Source organism: Pseudomonas sp. B6(2017) (assembly GCF_002112765.1).
GTDB classification, from domain to species: Bacteria; Pseudomonadota; Gammaproteobacteria; order Pseudomonadales; family Pseudomonadaceae; genus Aquipseudomonas; species Aquipseudomonas piscis.
Genome location: NZ_NEIQ01000003.1, coordinates 182,164 through 198,846 on the forward strand (window position 1 = coordinate 182,164; position 16,683 = coordinate 198,846).

The 16,683-nt window shown below is 64.4% G+C and carries 15 protein-coding genes; 6 read left to right on the forward strand and 9 right to left on the reverse strand.

Annotation, left to right across the window (positions count from 1 at the left end):
• Together tsaE and CAG11_RS06440 are read right to left on the reverse strand one after the other, a co-directional pair.
• Positions 1 to 471, reverse strand: coding sequence for a tRNA (adenosine(37)-N6)-threonylcarbamoyltransferase complex ATPase subunit type 1 TsaE (gene tsaE / locus CAG11_RS06435; RefSeq protein WP_031320622.1), 471 nt, complete (start codon positions 469 to 471; stop codon positions 1 to 3).
• Positions 459 to 1,319 (reverse strand): NAD(P)H-hydrate dehydratase, encoded by an 861-nt coding sequence (locus CAG11_RS06440; RefSeq protein WP_085595506.1) that lies wholly within the window; start codon positions 1,317 to 1,319, stop codon positions 459 to 461. Before CAG11_RS06440 ends, tsaE begins: the two co-directional genes overlap by 13 nt.
• Before the next feature lie 64 nt (positions 1,320 to 1,383).
• On the opposite strand from CAG11_RS06440, the gene queG reads away from it, so the two are divergent.
• A complete protein-coding gene (gene queG / locus CAG11_RS06445) occupies positions 1,384 to 2,463 on the forward strand; it encodes a tRNA epoxyqueuosine(34) reductase QueG (RefSeq protein ID WP_053132359.1) in 1,080 nt (359 codons plus the stop codon).
• On the opposite strand, the gene CAG11_RS06450 is transcribed toward queG, so the two are convergent.
• A complete protein-coding gene (locus CAG11_RS06450) occupies positions 2,445 to 3,056 on the reverse strand; it encodes a trimeric intracellular cation channel family protein (protein ID WP_022641361.1) in 612 nt (203 codons plus the stop codon). The two genes, queG and CAG11_RS06450, sit on opposite strands and share 19 nt — an antisense overlap.
• A 102-nt stretch (positions 3,057 to 3,158) precedes the next feature.
• Complete coding sequence (gene orn, locus CAG11_RS06455) at positions 3,159 to 3,701, reverse strand: oligoribonuclease (RefSeq protein WP_022641360.1); 543 nt, start codon at positions 3,699 to 3,701, stop codon at positions 3,159 to 3,161.
• Between the two features lie 108 nt (positions 3,702 to 3,809).
• Between orn and rsgA the strand changes: the two genes are divergently transcribed.
• A complete protein-coding gene (gene rsgA / locus CAG11_RS06460; protein WP_085595508.1) occupies positions 3,810 to 4,841 on the forward strand; it encodes a small ribosomal subunit biogenesis GTPase RsgA in 1,032 nt (343 codons plus the stop codon).
• Positions 4,842 to 4,913: 72 nt separating this feature from the next.
• Here rsgA and motB read toward each other — a convergent pair whose 3' ends face one another.
• Positions 4,914 to 6,008: a flagellar motor protein MotB gene (gene motB, locus CAG11_RS06465; protein ID WP_085595510.1), complete on the reverse strand. Its 1,095-nt coding sequence runs from the start codon at positions 6,006 to 6,008 to the stop codon at positions 4,914 to 4,916.
• A 3-nt stretch (positions 6,009 to 6,011) separates the two neighbouring features.
• Positions 6,012 to 6,863: a flagellar motor stator protein MotA gene (gene motA / locus CAG11_RS06470; RefSeq protein WP_022641357.1), complete on the reverse strand. Its 852-nt coding sequence runs from the start codon at positions 6,861 to 6,863 to the stop codon at positions 6,012 to 6,014.
• A 165-nt stretch (positions 6,864 to 7,028) separates the two neighbouring features.
• Between motA and CAG11_RS06475 the strand changes: the two genes are divergently transcribed.
• From CAG11_RS06475 to asd, 3 genes are read left to right on the forward strand one after another with little or no spacing between them, the layout of a single operon-like run.
• Positions 7,029 to 8,567 carry an HDOD domain-containing protein gene (locus CAG11_RS06475; protein ID WP_085595512.1) on the forward strand — a complete coding sequence of 513 codons (1,539 nt, stop codon included), beginning with the start codon at positions 7,029 to 7,031 and terminating at the stop codon, positions 8,565 to 8,567.
• Positions 8,568 to 8,610: 43 nt separating this feature from the next.
• Positions 8,611 to 9,426: a thiosulfate sulfurtransferase gene (rhdA, locus tag CAG11_RS06480; RefSeq protein ID WP_085595514.1), complete on the forward strand. Its 816-nt coding sequence runs from the start codon at positions 8,611 to 8,613 to the stop codon at positions 9,424 to 9,426.
• A 19-nt stretch (positions 9,427 to 9,445) separates the two neighbouring features.
• The gene (gene asd, locus CAG11_RS06485) at positions 9,446 to 10,306 is read left to right on the forward strand and encodes an archaetidylserine decarboxylase (RefSeq protein WP_053132362.1); all 861 of its coding nucleotides are present in this window, start codon (positions 9,446 to 9,448) and stop codon (positions 10,304 to 10,306) included.
• 73 nt (positions 10,307 to 10,379) lie between these two features.
• Here the strand turns inward: asd and serB are convergent, their stop codons facing one another.
• Entirely contained in the window at positions 10,380 to 11,594 is a 1,215-nt protein-coding gene (gene serB, locus CAG11_RS06490; RefSeq protein WP_022641353.1) for a phosphoserine phosphatase SerB, read from the reverse strand.
• Between the two features lie 133 nt (positions 11,595 to 11,727).
• On the opposite strand from serB, the gene CAG11_RS06495 reads away from it, so the two are divergent.
• Positions 11,728 to 13,260, forward strand: a complete 1,533-nt coding sequence (locus CAG11_RS06495; RefSeq protein WP_031320620.1) for an AhpA/YtjB family protein — start codon at positions 11,728 to 11,730, stop codon at positions 13,258 to 13,260.
• Between the two features lie 280 nt (positions 13,261 to 13,540).
• Here the strand turns inward: CAG11_RS06495 and CAG11_RS06500 are convergent, their stop codons facing one another.
• On the reverse strand, positions 13,541 to 14,251 hold the full coding sequence (locus CAG11_RS06500) for a membrane integrity-associated transporter subunit PqiC (RefSeq protein ID WP_022641351.1): 711 nt from the start codon (positions 14,249 to 14,251) through the stop codon (positions 13,541 to 13,543).
• Positions 14,252 to 14,418: 167 nt separating this feature from the next.
• Positions 14,419 to 16,677: a DNA topoisomerase IV subunit A gene (gene parC / locus CAG11_RS06505; RefSeq protein WP_022641350.1), complete on the reverse strand. Its 2,259-nt coding sequence runs from the start codon at positions 16,675 to 16,677 to the stop codon at positions 14,419 to 14,421.
• Between the last annotated feature and the right edge of the window lie 6 nt (positions 16,678 to 16,683).

The following is a 16,683-nucleotide window of genomic DNA, read 5'->3' on the forward strand; positions in this document are numbered from 1 at the left end:
TTATTTGAATTCCAACGCCAAAGCGGCACACCAGGACTCGCCTCGCGAGCCTTGGGACAATAGATGTACGCAACGCCCATTGTTTTGCGGGGTAATGGTAATGGTCAGGTCGGGCTTTGGCAAAAAGCCTGCACCGCGCTGGGGCCACTCCAGAAGGCACAGGGCATCGCCTTCGAAATAGTCGCGGATCCCCAGGTACTCCAGTTCCTCCGGATCGACCAGGCGATACAGGTCGAAGTGGAAGGCCCGCACCGCACCGATCTCGTAGGGCTCCACCAGGGTGAAGGTCGGGCTCTTCACCGCGCCGGTGTGCCCCAGGCCGCGGATGATCCCCCGGGACAAGGTAGTCTTGCCAGCCCCCAGGTCCCCTTCGAGAAAGATCACCCCCACGCCACCGGTGATTTGAGCAATGCGTGCACCAAATTCCACCATGGCCTGCTCGTCGGCCAGATAAAGGGTTAACTCAGACACGGTGCTTGCTCCTCCAACAACTGACGAATGGCTGGAATCAGATCACTGGCCGCCAGCCCACGGCCCATTTTTCCTTGCTGCTCGCCGGCATTGGCATGCAGCCAGACCGCCAGACAAGCTGCCTCGAACGCCGGCAGGCCCTGGGCAAGCAACGCGCCGAGCAAACCAGCCAGGACATCGCCCAGGCCGGCCGTAGCCATTGCCGGATGCCCGGCATCGCAGCGGGCCAAACGCCCATCGGGGCTGGCCACCAGGCTGCCCGCACCCTTGAGCACCGCCACCACACCATACTTGCGACTCAAGGCAAGGGCCGCCGCCGGGCGATCGGCCTGGATATCCGCAGTGGCCAGCCCCAGCAGTCGCGCCGCTTCCCCCGGATGCGGGGTCATCACGCTGCCGCTCGGCACCTGCAGGCCACCCTGGGCCAGCAGGTTCAGGGCATCGGCATCCCAGACCTGGGGCAACGGTGCATTGGCCGCCGCCGACAGCAGGCTGCGCCCCCAGGCGCCCTGGCCCAGGCCAGGACCGGCGACCAATACCGTGGCCCGGGCCAGCAGCTCCAGCAACTGGTTGGCCGAGTGCGTACCCAGGGTCATGACCTCGGGCAGCCGGGCGCCGGCTGCCGCCACGTGCTCGCTGCGAGTGGCCAGCGACACCAGGCCCGCACCGCTGCGCAAGGCACTTTCGGCCGCCAGCAGCGCAGCGCCGGCAAAACCCCGGTCGCCACCGATCAACAGCACATGGCCGAACTGGCCCTTATGGGCGTCCATTGGACGGGCAGCCAGGCGCGGCAACTGACCGGCCGTCAGCAGTTGGATGTCTGGCAAGGGGTGTTTTGTCTGCGGCATGCGTCTTCCGGCTCCGATGTCTGGCAGAATTATACGCACCTCAGTAGTCGGTTTCTCTCGCCTCATGTCCGTCATCACCCAGGATCTTCCCGCCCTCGCCCAATCCATCAAGGACTGGGGCCGCGAACTGGGCTTCCAGCAAGTCGGCATCAGCGGCCTGGACCTTGCCGAACACGAAAGCCATCTGGAACGCTGGCTCGCCGCTGGCTACCACGGTGAAATGGAATACATGGGCGCCCACGGCAACAAGCGCTCGCGCCCTGCGGAACTGGTGCCCGGCACCCTGCGCGTGGTTTCGCTGCGCATGGACTACCTGCCCGGCGACACCCAGATGGCCCAGCGCCTGGCCCAGCCGTCCAAGGCCTACGTCTCGCGCTATGCCCTGGGCCGCGACTACCACAAGCTGATCCGCAAGCGCGTGCAGCAACTGGCCGAGCGCATCCAGCAGGTCATCGGGCCCTTCGGCTACCGCGCCTTCGTCGACAGTGCGCCAGTGCTGGAAAAAGCCATTGCCGAACAGGCCGGCCTGGGCTGGATCGGCAAGAACACCCTGGTCCTCAACCGCAAGGCCGGCAGCTACTTCTTCCTCAGCGAACTGTTCGTCGACCTGCCGCTGCCAGTGGACGAGCCCCATGCCAGCGAGCATTGCGGGCGTTGCAGCGCCTGCCTGGATATCTGTCCGACCAACGCCTTCGTCGGCCCCTACCAGCTGGATGCCCGGCGCTGCATTTCCTACCTGACCATCGAGCTGAAGAACGCCATCCCCGAAGAATTGCGCCCGCTGATCGGCAACCGGGTATTTGGCTGCGACGACTGCCAGATCGTCTGCCCCTGGAACCGTTTCGCCCGCACCTCGGGCGAGGGCGACTTCAAGCCCCGGCACAACCTGGACAACGCCGAGCTGGCGGAGCTGTTCCTGTGGGATGAAGAGCAGTTTCTCAGCAGCACCGAAGGCTCACCGCTGCGGCGCGCCGGCTACGAGCGCTGGTTGCGCAACCTCGCGGTGGGCCTGGGCAACGCGCCATCCACCATTCCAGTACTGGAGGCCCTCAAGGCCCGCCAGGACTACCCGTCGGAGTTGGTGCGCGAACATGTGCAGTGGGCCCTGGCCCAGCATGCCAGCCGTCAATGCTCGTCGTTGTAGACGAACTTGGGCATTTCCCAGTGAAAGCGAATCGCCAGCAAGCGCAGCAGGAAGCCGCCGAACAACGTGATCAGGATCGACTGTTCGCTAGGTAGTTGCAGATAGATGCACAGCATGTAGCACCAGGCAGCGGCGAAGGACACGCTGGCGTACAGCTCACGACGGAAAATCAGCGGAATATCGTTGCAGAAGATATCCCGGAGAATGCCGCCGAAGACCCCGGTGATCACCCCGCTGACCGAAGCCACCAGCATGCCGTGGCCCATCTCCAGGGCCGTCATGCAGCCGATCAGGGTGAAGGCCACCAGGCCGACCGCATCGAGCACCAAAAACAGCGAGCGCAGGTGGCGCATCAACGGGGCGATGAAGATCGTCACCAGGGCCGCCACCGATGTCAGCACCAGGTACTCGGGATGCTTGACCCAAGTTAGTGGGTAGTGCCCGAGCAGCACATCGCGTACCGAACCGCCGCCCAGGGCGGTGACGCAGGCGATCAGCACCACGCCGAACCAGTCCATGCCGCGACGTCCGGCAGAAAGGGCGCCAGTCATGGCTTCGGCGGTAATGGCGATCAGATAAAGCATCAGCAACATGTTGGCGGTCCCTTCAAGAAGGCGCGCAGTCTACTCAGTTGGCGCGGGCACCAAAAGAGGGCGGCAGCGGGCGCGAGGCAACCAGCCCGCTCGCCTGCATGTTCAGAGCTTGATGAAGTGCTTGCGGTAGTGCTGCAGCTCGGCGATGGATTCGCGGATGTCATCCAGGGCCAGGTGAGTGCTGCCCTTCTTGAAGCTGTCGCGTACCTCGGGTGCCCAGCGGGCAGCCAGTTCCTTGAGGGTCGAGACGTCGAGGTTGCGGTAGTGGAAATAGCTTTCCAGGCTCTTCATGTGGCGATAGAGGAAGCGCCGGTCCTGGCAGATGCTGTTGCCACAGATCGGCGACTTGCCCTTGGGCACCCATTGCTCCAGGAAGGCGATGGTCTGGGCTTCGGCCTCGGCCATGTCGATGCGGCTTTCACGCACCCGCTGGGTCAGGCCGGAATTGCCGTGCTGGCGAGTGTTCCACTCATCCATGCCGGCAAGGATCTCGTCGCTCTGGTGGATGGCGATGACCGGTCCTTCAGCCAAGGTGTTCAGGTTGCTATCGGTGACGATGGTCGCCATCTCGATGATGACGTCGGTGTCGGGGTTCAGACCGGTCATTTCCAGATCGATCCAAATCAGGTTCTGCGGGTTCTGCATGGGTGGGCTCCTCGGCGTAGTTGCGCAGTTTAGCCTAGAGGGCCTGCCCGGCGTGCTAAACTCGCCGCCGTTTTACCCAATCGCCGTAATTATCGACACGGAACATCAATGGCCAAACGCCAGCTCAATCGTCGCCAGAACTGGCGCATCGAAAAGATCCAGGGTGAGCGCGCAGCCCGCGCCGCCAAACGCGAGTCCTCCGTCATGGAGGCGCTGGAAGGGGGCGACCTGGGTCCGGAACAGACCGGCCTGGTGATCGCCCACTTCGGCGTCCAGGTCGAAGTCGAGGCCCGCGAAGGCGAACTGGCCGGCCAGGTGTTTCGCTGCCACTTGCGGGCCAACCTGCCAGCGCTGGTGACCGGCGACCAGGTGGTCTGGCGCGCCGGCAACCAGGGCATCGGGGTGATCGTCGCCCAACTGCCCCGCAGCACCGAGCTCTGCCGCCCCGACAGCCGTGGCCAGCTCAAGCCGGTAGCGGCCAACGTCGACATGATCGTGATCGTCTTCGCGCCCATGCCAGAACCCCATGCCAACCTAATCGACCGTTACCTGGTGGCCGCCGAGCACGCCGGGATCCGCCCCTTGCTGCTGCTGAACAAGGCCGACCTGATCGACGAGCAGAACGCCCCGGCGCTCAACGCCCTGCTGGCGGTCTATCGCCAGCTGGGCTATCCGCTGCTGGAAGTCTCGGCCCATCACGGCGACGGCATGGAGCAACTACAAGCGCTGCTCGATGGTCGCATCAGCGTGTTCGTCGGCCAGTCGGGGGTGGGCAAGTCGTCCCTGGTCAACAGCCTGCTGCCGGACGTCTTCACCCGGGTCGGCCCGCTGTCGGAGTTTTCCGGACAGGGCACCCACACCACCACCACCGCCCGGTTGTTCCACTTCCCCGGTGGCGGCGAACTGATCGACTCCCCCGGTATTCGTGAGTTCGGCCTGGGCCACGTCAGCCGCGCCGACGTCGAGGCGGGTTTCATCGAGTTCAACGACCTGCTGGGCACCTGCCGCTTCCGTGACTGCAAGCACGACCGCGAGCCCGGCTGCGCCCTGCTCAAGGCCCTGGAAGATGGCCGCATCCAGCAACAGCGGATGAACAGCTACCGCTCGATCATCGCCAGCCTGCCCGACGACAGCTACTGACCCTGCCCCACGCAGAAACCACAAGGCCGCGATGATCGCGGCCTTGTGGTTTTTACCTGGCAGTTCCCAGTGTCACCGGGGCGCCGCTGCCGGCGCCACAGGTGCAGGTGCAGGTGCAGGTGCAGGTGCAGGAGCCTGGCCCGCTGCGCCCTGCTCATCCATCTTCAGCACGCCGTCTTCGAAGATGTTCAGGCGCTGGCGCACTTCGTGGGCCGGCAGTGGCTCGCTGCCCGGCGGCAAGGCGTGCGGATCGGCCGCTGCAGCCGGTACTTCGCCAGGGGCTCCAGTGCCCTGGGTCGGCGCCGGAGCCTTCTGGTCGCCCTGTTCGCCCTCGATGGCGCGCTGGGCGCGCTTGGTCAGCACCACGATGTCGATACGCCGGTTGACCGGATTGAACGGATCCTTGCGATCGAACAGCGCCGAAGAAGCAAAACCCACTACCCGCGCCACTTGCGGATCAGGATAACCACCGGCCACCAGTGCTCGACGAGCGGCGTTGGCACGGTTGGCCGACAGCTCCCAGTTGCCAAACTCGCCGCTGCCCGAATAAGGCGTGGCATCGGTATGGCCGCTGATGCTGATCTTGTTCGGCACCGCCTTGATGGTGTCGGCCATGGCCAGCAGGATGTCTTCGAAATACGGCTTCAGGCGGGCACTGCCGGAGTCGAACATCGGCCGGTTCTCGGCGTCCATGATCTGGATGCGCAAGCCGTCAGGCGTGATCTCGAAAAGAATCTGGTCCTTGAACTTCTGCAGTTGGGGGTTTTCCTCGACCTTGTTCTGCAGCTCCTGCAGCAGCAGTTCGAGACGCTCGCGCTCGACCTGCTCGGCCATGCCCTCCACCTGCTCGGAGTCCACCGTGACCTTGTCCGGCTGTGGCTGGGACTGGATCTCGGGATTCAGGGTGTTTTCCGGCGCCAGTTCCGGCGAGCCGCCCAGGTCGATGATGTAGGGCGTACCGCTCTCGGAAAAGCCGATCGGGTCCTTGAAGTAACCGGCGATGGCGATCTTCTGTTCCGGGGTGGCCGTGGACAACAGCCACAGCACCAGGAAGAACGCCATCATCGCCGTGGCGAAGTCGGCGAAGGCGATTTTCCAGGCGCCCCCGTGATGACCGCCAGCGAAGCGCTTGACGCGCTTGATGATAATCGGCTGATTGTTTTCCATGACTTAGCGACCGCGAACCGCTTGTTCCAGCTCGGCGAAGCTCGGACGGTGCGCCGGGTACAGGACCTTGCGCCCGAACTCCACCGCCAGCGAAGGCGGCATGCCGGAAGCGGAGGCCACCAGGGATGCCTTGATGGCTTCGTAGACGTTCAGCTCTTCCTTGGCATCGTGGGCCAGGGAATGGGCCAGCGGGCCGAAGAAACCATAGGCCGCCAGAATACCGAAGAAGGTACCTACCAGCGCCGCACCCACGTGCAGGCCGATGGACTTCTGGTCACCGTCGCCCAGGGACGCCATGGTCACCACGATACCCAGTACCGCCGCGACGATACCGAAACCGGGCATGCCGTCGGCGATGCCGGTCACCGCATGGGAGGGGTGCTCGAGTTCTTCCTTGAGGCTGAACAGCTCCATGTCGAACAGGCCTTCGAGCTCGTGGGGAGCCATGTTGCCGGAGGACATGATGCGCAGGTAATCACAGATGTAGGCGGTCATGCGCTCGTCTTTGAGCACCGCCGGGTACTTGGCGAAGATCGGGCTGGCTGCCGCGTCCTCGATGTCGCCCTCGATGGCCATCATGCCTTCGCGGCGGCTCTTGTTGAGGATCTCGTAGATCAGGCCCAGCACTTCCAGGTAGAAGGTATGGGTGAAACGCGAGCTGAACATCCCCAGGGATTTCTTGACGACGTGCATCGTCATGTAGCCGGGGTTGGCCTGGAGGAATGCACCAAAGGCCGCACCACCGATGATCAATACCTCGAAAGGCTGGATCAGCGCTGCGATCTTGCCATGGGAAAGCACGTATCCGCCGAGCACGCTAGCGAATACGACGATGATGCCGATGATTTTAGCCATAGATAGGAGAGTACTTATGAGTCGGGTTCAAGGTCATATTCGGAAGTTCTTAAAACTCTTCTTCTACTTATCGGCAAAACTGCGCCAGACTATAGCCAGTTAAGGTGAAAAGCCAGTTTGGCCCGCTCAGGGCGTGTTCACAGCAGACGATGATTGCGCCCGACCATGTCCAATGAAACCAGCACCCCGCACTCTGCCCCCAGCTCTCTAGAGGCCTGGGTCAAGCTTCTCTGCGCTGTGCGCCTGCCGGTGCCGCAAGCCAGCCATGACCGGGTCTGCAAGGCCATCGCCAACAACCGCAGTTCGCTGCGGGAAATCGCCGACCTGATGCAGAATAGCCCGGCATTGGCCCTCAGCGTGATCCGCGAGGCCAACCGGCACACCCATGGCAGCATGAGCGAGCCGGCGGAGAACCTGGAGATCGCGGTCAACCGCCTGGGCCTCAAGCGTACCCAGGAACTGCTGGAACAACTGCCGACCCTGCCCGAAGAGCAAATTCCCCAGGCCTTGCGGCAATTGCAGCTGATCAGCCAGCACGCCACCCAACAAGCCAACGGTTTCTTTGCCGGGCGCCTGGCCCGCTTGTGGCAGGACATCCACTGGGGCAGCCTGCTGTTCCTCTCGCCTCTATGGGCCATCGCCTTGAGCTACCCCAAGCTGATGGAAGAGTGGGAGCTGCGGGTCATCTATAAGCACGAGCCAGCGCGCAAGGTTGAACTGCAATTGTTCGGCGTACGCCTGATGGAGGTCTGCCAAGCCCTGGTTCAAGCCTGGCACCTGCCGATCTGGGTGCAACAGGGCTACCGCCTGCTGACCAGCGAGCAACACCTGCTGGCCAAGGTCATGCTGATCGCCCGCGACAGCGATAACCCGCTGCGCCAGCAACAGCGCCTGGACGACGACCCGGAGCTGCGGCGCTGGCTGAACCAGCCGGCCAACTGCGTCCTGCTGGCCAACGGCATGGCGCTGGCGGCGCAATTTTCCTGGAACAACCCCCACGGCCAACGCTGGCAGAACCTCACCGCCCTGTACCTGCAGATACCGGTCGCCGAGGTCCAGCAACAGTTGCACCAACAAGCCGCCAACAGCGCCCGCAACGACAGCCAGCCCGATCTCTGGCACCCGGCCCAGGCCCTGCTCTGGCCCTGGAACGTGCGCCGCCTGCACAACGGCGAGCTGCCGGCACCTGCGCCAACGCCCCTGGAACTGGCCAAGTGGCGCCAGCTGTGCAGCGAGCTGCTGCTCGAACCGAGTCCCTTCACCAATGCCGTGCACCTCACCGGTTTTGCCCGGGATGCCCTGGCGGCATGTGGCATGCGGCGGATCATGCTGCTGATGGTCGATCGCAGCCACAGCCAGTTGCGAGTGCAACAGTTGCATGGCCTGCCCAGGGAAGCCGCCGGACTGAGCCTGCAAGTCAAGCAAAACCCGCTGCTACAGCGCTTGCTGGAGAAATCCGCGCAGATCCGCCTGACCCCGGACAACTATCGGCAATTCGCTCCCCACCTGCCCGGGGCCCTGCGCCAGTTGTTCCGTGGCGAGCACCTGCTGATCCGCTCGCTGTCCTGCAATGGTCGGGTTCTACTGCTGGCGATCGCCGACCAGGACGGCGTGCCCTTCGCCGAAACCAGCGTCCAGGCCTTCGGCAAGACCGCCCAGTGCTTCGAGAAGGCCTTGCACAGCTTTACCAACCGCAGCCAGTAACGCTTGCGCTACAATTCCACCCTTTGTGCCCTGGGGACCTGACATGTCTGATTTTTCCGGCTTGCCGCTGGTCATCGAGCCCGGCGACCTGCTCGCCCGCCTCGACGCCCGCGAACTGATCCTGGTCGACCTGACCAGCGCCGCCCGCTACAGCACCGGGCATATTCCCGGGGCACGCTTCGTCGATCCCAAGCGTACCCAGCTCGGCCAGGCGCCAGCCCCGGGACTGCTGCCACCCAAGGCCGCCCTCGAGGCGCTGTTCGGTGAACTCGGACACAACCCCGACGCGGTCTACGTGGTGTATGACGATGAAGGCGGCGGCTGGGCCGGACGCTTCATCTGGCTGCTGGATGTAATCGGCCACCGCCACTATCACTACGTCGATGGCGGCCTGCCGGCCTGGCTGGCGCAAAGCCTGCCGGTATCCACCGAGGTACCGGAAATAGTCGGCGGCCCGGTACCCCTGACCCTGCACGACGAACCTACCGCCACCCGCGAATACCTGCAGAGCCGCCTCGGCGCTGCCGACCTGGCCATCTGGGACGCCCGCGGCCCGCTGGAGTATTCGGGCGAGAAGGTCCTGGCCGCCAAGGGCGGGCATATTCCCGGCGCAGTGAATTTCGAATGGACCGCCGGCATGGACCAGGCCCGCCACCTGCGCATCCGCCGTGACATGCCGCAGATCCTCGAGAGCCTGGGCATCAGCAAAGACAAAGAAGTGATCACCCACTGCCAGACCCACCACCGCTCCGGCTTCACCTACCTGGTGGCCAAGGCGCTGGGCTATCCACGGGTCAAAGGCTACGCCGGCTCGTGGGGCGAATGGGGCAATCATCCCGATACGCCCGTAGAGATTTAAGGTTTTTTAAGGACACCCAATGAAAAAGCGTTTGTTCATCATCAGCCAGTACCTGCTGCCTCACCACCTGCTGTCGCGCCTGGCCGGCTGCATCGCCGAGTGCCGCGTGCGCTGGTTCAAGAATGCCTTCACCAGCTGGTTCGCCAAGCAGTACCAGGTAGACATGTCCGAGGCCCAGGTCGAGGACGTGACCGCCTACGAGCACTTCAACGCTTTCTTCACCCGCGCCCTGAAAGACGGCGCACGGCCGCTGGACCCGACTCCAGGCGCGGTGCTGAGCCCCGCCGACGGCGCCGTCAGCCAGCTCGGGCCGATCGAACATGGCCGGGTATTCCAGGCCAAGGGCCACAGCTACAGCGTCCTGGAGCTGCTGGGCGGTGATCCGACCCTGGCTGCGCCGTTCATGGGCGGCGACTTCGCCACCATCTATCTGTCCCCCAAGGACTACCATCGCGTGCACATGCCGCTGGCCGGCACCCTGCGGGAAATGGTCTACGTCCCCGGACGGATCTTCTCGGTCAACCAGACCACCGCGGAAAACGTCCCCGAGCTGTTCGCCCGCAACGAGCGTGTGGTGTGCATCTTCGACACCGAGCGCGGCCCCATGGCCCTGGTGCTGGTGGGCGCGATGATCGTCGCCTCGATCGAAACCGTCTGGGCCGGCTTAGTGACGCCACCCAAGCGCGAGCTCAAGACCGTGCGCTACGACGAGGCCGCCCGCGCCCCGATCCACCTGGAGAAAGGCGCCGAGATGGGCCGCTTCAAGCTGGGCTCCACCGCCATCGTGCTGTTCGGCCCAGACCAGGTGCAGTGGGCCGAAGGGCTGGCGGCCGGTTCGCCAGTCCGCATGGGCCAAGGCCTGGGCGCGCCCAAGGCTTGATGCCTGGCTGACACCGCAAACAAAAAACGCCGCTGATCAGCGGCGTTTTTCATGGACCAAGACTCGCTCCCGATCAAGGCTGCCCGTCACGATCGCGCAAGCCCAACAGGTACAGCACGCCGTCCAGGCCCAGGGTCGAGATCGCCTGCTTGGCCGACTGCTTGACCAGCGGCTTGGCGCGGAACGCCACGCCCAGGCCGGCGATACCCAGCATCGGCAGGTCGTTGGCACCGTCGCCGACCGCGATGGTCTGCTCCAGGCGCAAGCCTTCCTTCTGGGCCAGTTCACGCAGCAGGTCGGCCTTGCGCTGTGCATCGACGATCGGCTCCACCGCCACGCCGGTGACCTTGCCATCCACCACTTCCAGCTCATTGGCGAACACGTAGTCGATGCCCAGCTTGGCTTGCAGCTGCTTGGCGAAATAGGTGAAGCCGCCGGACAGGATCGCGGTCTTGTAGCCCAGGCGCTTGAGTTCGGCGAACAGGGTCTCGGCGCCCTCGGTCAGGCGCAGGGAGGCGCCGATGGAGTCCAGCACGCTGACGTCCAACCCCTTGAGCAGGGCCAGGCGCTCCTTGAAGCTGGCGCGAAAATCCAGCTCGCCGGCCATGGCTCGCTCGGTGATTTGCGCGACCCGATCGCCGACCCCGGCGGCCTTGGCCAACTCGTCGATGACCTCGGCCTCGATCAGCGTCGAGTCCATGTCGAACACCGCCAGGCGCCGGTTACGGCGGAACAGCGAGTCTTCCTGGAAGGCGATGTCGACGTTCAACTCCTGGGCCACGCTGAGGAATTCGGCCCGCAGCGCCTGGGGATCGGCAGCTTCGCCGCGCACCGAGAACTCGATGCAGCCCTTGCCCTGGTCGGCGGGCATATCCAGGGGCATGCGCCCGGACAGGCGATCGATATGGTCGATGTTCAAGCCGTACTTGGCAGTGATCGAACTCACCCGCTGCAACTGCTCGGCGGTGACCTTGCGGGTCAGCAGGGTGACGATGTGGCGCTGCTTGCCCTGCCCTGCCACCCACTGCTGGTAATCCTCCTCGGAGACCGGGGTGAAGCGCACCTGCTGGTCGAGCTTGTAGGCGGTGAACAGGATGTCCTTGAGCACCGAGGAGCTGCGCTCGTCATCCGGGATCTCGACCAGGATGCCGAACGACAAGGCGTCGTGGATCACCGCCTGACCGATGTCGAGAATGTTCACACCACCCTGGGCCAGGACGCCGGTAATGGCCGCAGTCAGACCGGGACGATCTTCGCCGGTGATGTTTATCAGGACAATTTCGCGCAAGGCGCACCCCCGAGGTGGAAAAAAAGCGCATTCTACCCACTTTCGCTGACCATCGGGCACAGCCAGCGCTTTGCCGGCCTAGGGCCTCTCGCTATACTGCGCGTCAACTTCACGGACTAAAGAGCCGAGCTCAGTGAACCGGCCCACGCCAGTTAAAAACGATAACTTCTTCTTGCTGATCTTCCGTGCACTGCGCCACCGCCGTGTACCGATTGCATTGCGTATTGCCAGCCATAACGTGATCCTGGTCGCCCTGGCCCTGGTGATCTATGCCGGCGTGATGGGCCTGCAGTTCAAGCAAGCCATGCATGAGCAGGCGGACGCCCTGGGCCAGAGCCTGACCACCCAGACCGCCACCTCGGCCACCGAGCTGCTGGTGTCCAACGACATCCTCAGCCTCAATGTCTTGCTCAACAACCTGACCAAGAATCCGCTGGTGGCCCACGCGGCGATCTACAGCGTCGACAACCGCATCCTCGCCGAGGCCGGCCAACGGCCCAAGAGCAGCCTGCTGGGCGAAACCGAGGGTGTGTACCAGACCAAGATCACCTTCCAGGATGTCACCGCCGGCAACCTGCGGATCAGCCTGGACATGGCCCAGTTCCAGCAGCCGATGACCATCAGCCTGCAGAGCATGGGCATCCTCAGTGCCATCCTGCTGGCACTGGCGCTCGCCCTGAGCCTGCGCCTGGGTCGCCATATCTCCACCCCGCTGCTGCAGCTGCGGGTCTGGCTGCGGGACCTGGACGAACATACCCCGGCGATCCAGCGCCAGGACGAAATCGGCGACCTGGCGCGCCAGCTGCATGCCCGCCTGGCCCCGGAAATCCCCGAGCCCGAGCCACAGCCCGAACCGCAAGAACAGGACGAGGAAGAAGACGCCCCGGCTTTCGAGATCCGCAACCTGCGCGATCCGAGCTTCGATGAAAGCGCCCCGGTGGCCGGCTTGAAACCAGCGCCACGGCACCTGGTCAGTGCCGAGGAAGACGAACTGGACGAAGAAGACCCGTTCGCCGACCTGCGCGATCATTCCTCGCCCTCGGCGCCACTGGCCAAGCCCCAGGCGCAGCCCGAGGTCCCCGCCGAACCCCAGCACAGCGCCGTGCTGGCGGTGCAACTGGGCGCCCAGGAACAGCTGCGGCGCCTGCCCCGGGCGCGCCTGACGGAATTGCTCGAACGCTATCGTGATTGCCTCGACCAGGCGGCCTCGTTGTACCAGAGCGAGCTGCACACCCTGAACGATGGCAGCACGCTGATGCTGTTCCACAGCGAAGACAGCGGCGATGACTACCTGACCAACGCCATCTGCTGCGGCGAGCTCTTGCGCGCCCTGGGCCACGCCCTGCAGATCGAAGTGGCGGACAGCGGCATCACCCTTCAACTGCAGCTGGGCCTGACCCTGGGCGAAGGGCTGTTCGGCCTGAGCCAGATCGACCTGCTGCTGACCGAAACCGCCCAGGACGCCCTGGCACTGTCCCAGCACAGCCGCAACCTGCTGCTGGTGGAACGCAAGGTCAACGACGATGTGCTGCTGCGCCAACGTGCCCGTATCCGCCCGATCGCCAGCCCGGAAGGTGCCTGCTGCGTCGAGCGCCTGATGGAACCCTACCCGTCGATGCTGGAACGCCAGCTGGCGCGCATGCACGAGACCCGGGCCAAGCTGTAACGCCTGCCCTGTTCAACGAAGCGTGCCCGGTGCGTGATCCCGATCAGTTAAGCCAGGCGATCCCTGCAGGAGCAGCCAGTCGACGCTCGATTGCTCGCAATGCTCGTTAACGGTCGCACGTGTCGACCGGATACACGCAGCGCCCTGCAGTCATCGCGGGCAAGCCTCGCGCCTACAGTCTCCTTAGCTGATCGGCTTAGCCCTGCACAGGCTTTTTGTGCCTGCACCCCAGAAACCACAAGGCCCGCCAATGGCGGGCCTTGTCTTGCTGCGGATCACATCAGAACCGGAACACTTCCATATCCGTACGGATCGGCGTGGCCATCGGCATCTTCGGCCGCTTTTCCGGCTCAGCCGGCTTGGGTGCCGGCGCCGCTGGCGCCTTGCGCGGCACCTCGGCTACCGCAGGCTGGTTGGCCAGGGGCTTGAGGGCACCGGACAGCTGCTCGGCCAGGCGCTGCAACAGCACGCCTTGCGCCTGCACCTGGGACGCGGTGGTCCCCGCATGCTGTTCCTGCAGGTGGACGATGCGGTTGTCGCGTACCTGGCCGCGACGGTCGATCAGGCGCCACTGGGCATCCAGTACCGCCGGCTGGGTCTTGCCGGAGTCCAGGCGGGTGATCGACAGCAGGACCTGCACATCCGGAGTGAAGCCGTTGGTGGCCGGGGCCAGCACCACTCGCTGGCTGTCCAGGTGGCCGGCTACCTGGCGCAGCAGCAACTGGTCGATATCCGAAGAGAGACTGCCGGCCCAACGGCCGTCGGTCGCGGCCTGCAGGCTGCCATCATCCTGGCGCTGCAGCAGGGTTTCACGTTGCAGGTAATCGGCAATCAGCACCGGACCCAGCAATACCGACATGCCGGTGCTGGCCGGCTGGGCTGGACTTCCGCTGTCCAGCTGATACAGCGACACCGGTTGGTGAACGCTGCAACCCGCCAGGCCGAGAACGCCCGCGAGCAGGAAAATAAAAGGAAGGCGCAGAACAGTCATCATCCCATCCAGGTGGCGGCCACCAGGCCAGCCACAGTGAAAATACTCAAAAAAACAGAATAACGCCGGACCAGGCCGGCGTTTGAAAGCGCATATCATCCGTGAATATGCGCCATGACTCCAGTGTTCCAACAACGATCGACCAGTTAAATGGCTGATCGCGCCTCTCAACTGAGAGGCTCTACCAACAACGCATCCACTCGCTGGAAACCCCGTGGCAGCTTGTTGCCGCGGCGCCCGCGCTCGCCCTTGTAGTGCTCCAGGTCGTCGGCCTTGAGCGACAGGGTGCGCTTGCCCGCCTGCAGCACCAGGGTCGCGCCTTCCGGCAGCACCGCGATGTCGGTCACATACTCCTCGCGACTGGCGACCCGCTCACCGGGAATACCGATGATCTTGTTGCCCTTGCCCTTGCCCAGCTGCGGCAGGTCGCTGATCTTGAACACCAGCAGGCGACCCTCGGTGGTCACCGAAGCCAGCCAGTTCTGCTCGCGATCGGCCACCGGCCTTGGCGCCAGGACCTTGGCATTGTTCGGCAGGCTCAGCAGCGCCTTGCCCGCCTTGTTCTTGGCCTGCAAGTCCTCGCCCTTGACCACGAAGCCATAACCGGCATCGGAAGCGATCACATACAGCGCCTCATCGTCCGGCAGCAGCACGCACTCGAAAGTCGCGCCTGGCGGCGGCGTCAACCGGCCGGTCAGTGGCTCGCCCTGGCCACGGGCCGATGGCAGCGTGTGGGCCGCCACCGAATAACTGCGGCCGGTGGAGTCGATGAACACCGCGAACTGGTTGGAGCGCCCGGCCGCAGCGGTCTTGTAGCCATCGCCGGCCTTGTAGGACAGGCCAGTAGCGTCGATATCATGCCCCTTGGCGCAGCGGACCCAGCCTTTTTCCGACAGAACGATAGTCACCGGCTCGGTCGGCATCAGCTCGTTTTCCGACAGGGCCTTGGCTTCGGCACGCTCGACGATCGGCGAACGGCGGTCGTCGCCATAGGTCTCGGCATCCTGCAGCAGCTCGGTGCGCACCAGCTTCTTGAGCTTGGCCTCGCTGTTGAGCAGCGCCAGCAGCTTGGCCTGTTCCTTGAGCAGTTCGTCCTGCTCGGCCCGCAGCTTCATCTCTTCCAGTCGCGCCAGTTGCCGCAGCCGGGTGTCGAGGATGTAGTCGGCCTGGATCTCGCTGAGGGCGAAACGCTCGATCAGCCTGGCCCGTGGCTGGTCCTCGGTACGGATGATGTGGATCACTTCATCCAGGTTGAGGTAGGCAATCAGCAAGCCGTCCAACAGGTGCAGGCGGCGCTCGACCTTGTCCAGGCGGAACTGCAAGCGGCGGCGCACGGTGGCGACCCGGAATTCCAGCCATTCCACCAGCAGCGCGCGCAGGTTCTTCAGTTGCGGCTTGCCGTCCAGGCCGATGATGTTGACGTTGACCCGATAGGTGGATTCCAGATCGGTGGTGGCGAACAAGTGCTGCATCAGTTCGCCCGGATCGACCCGGTTGGAGCGCGGGATGATCACGATGCGGCACGGGTTCTCATGGTCCGACTCGTCCCGCAGGTCAGCCACCATCGGCAGCTTCTTGGCCTGCATCTGGGCAGCGATCTGCTCCAGCACCTTGGCTCCGGAGACCTGGTGCGGCAACGCGGAAACCACGATGTCGCCATCTTCGACCCGGTACACGGCGCGCATGCGCACCGAGCCACGGCCAGTCTCGTAGATCTTCAGCAGGTCGGCACGCGGGGTGATGATCTCCGCCTCGGTTGGATAGTCCGGCCCCTGGATGTGCTCGCACAGCTGTTCCACCGTGGCCTTGGGCTCGTCCAGCAGGCGTACGCAGGCCGAAGCCACTTCCCGCAGGTTGTGCGGCGGTACGTCGGTGGCCATGCCCACGGCGATGCCGGTGGTGCCGTTGAGCAGGATGTTCGGCAGGCGCGCCGGCAGTACCAGCGGCTCCTGCAGCGTGCCGTCGAAGTTCGGCCCCCAGTCCGCGGTGCCCTGGCCCAGCTCGCTGAGCAGCACCTCGGAGTAGCGCGACAGGCGCGCCTCGGTGTAGCGCATGGCCGCGAAGGACTTGGGATCGTCCGGCGCACCCCAGTTGCCCTGGCCGTCCACCAGCGTGTAGCGGTAGCTGAACGGCTGGGCCATCAGCACCATGGCTTCGTAGCAGGCGGAGTCGCCGTGCGGGTGGAACTTGCCGAGCACGTCACCCACGGTACGGGCGGACTTCTTGTGCTTGGAATCGGCATCCAGCCCCAGCTCACTCATGGCGTAGACGATACGCCGCTGTACCGGTTTCAGGCCGTCGCCGATATGCGGCAGCGCACGGTCCATGATCACGTACATGGAGTAGTTGAGGTAGGCATTTTCGGTGAAGTCAGCCAGTGACCGGCGTTCTACGCCATCCAGGCTGAGATCAAGGGAGTCGCTCATGCGGGC

Coding starts and splice junctions, on each gene's coding strand:
- CAG11_RS06475 (WP_085595512.1), top strand. CDS start 7,029: ATGTCCAATGAAACCAGCACCCCGCACTCTGCCCCCAGCTCTCTAGAG.
- parC (WP_022641350.1), bottom strand. CDS start 16,677: ATGAGCGACTCCCTTGATCTCAGCCTGGATGGCGTAGAACGCCGGTCA.
- rhdA (WP_085595514.1), top strand. CDS start 8,611: ATGTCTGATTTTTCCGGCTTGCCGCTGGTCATCGAGCCCGGCGACCTG.
- orn (WP_022641360.1), bottom strand. CDS start 3,701: ATGCAGAACCCGCAGAACCTGATTTGGATCGATCTGGAAATGACCGGT.
- motB (WP_085595510.1), bottom strand. CDS start 6,008: ATGGAAAACAATCAGCCGATTATCATCAAGCGCGTCAAGCGCTTCGCT.
- CAG11_RS06440 (WP_085595506.1), bottom strand. CDS start 1,319: ATGCCGCAGACAAAACACCCCTTGCCAGACATCCAACTGCTGACGGCC.
- queG (WP_053132359.1), top strand. CDS start 1,384: ATGTCCGTCATCACCCAGGATCTTCCCGCCCTCGCCCAATCCATCAAG.
- rsgA (WP_085595508.1), top strand. CDS start 3,810: ATGGCCAAACGCCAGCTCAATCGTCGCCAGAACTGGCGCATCGAAAAG.
- CAG11_RS06450 (WP_022641361.1), bottom strand. CDS start 3,056: ATGTTGCTGATGCTTTATCTGATCGCCATTACCGCCGAAGCCATGACT.
- CAG11_RS06500 (WP_022641351.1), bottom strand. CDS start 14,251: ATGACTGTTCTGCGCCTTCCTTTTATTTTCCTGCTCGCGGGCGTTCTC.
- motA (WP_022641357.1), bottom strand. CDS start 6,863: ATGGCTAAAATCATCGGCATCATCGTCGTATTCGCTAGCGTGCTCGGC.
- asd (WP_053132362.1), top strand. CDS start 9,446: ATGAAAAAGCGTTTGTTCATCATCAGCCAGTACCTGCTGCCTCACCAC.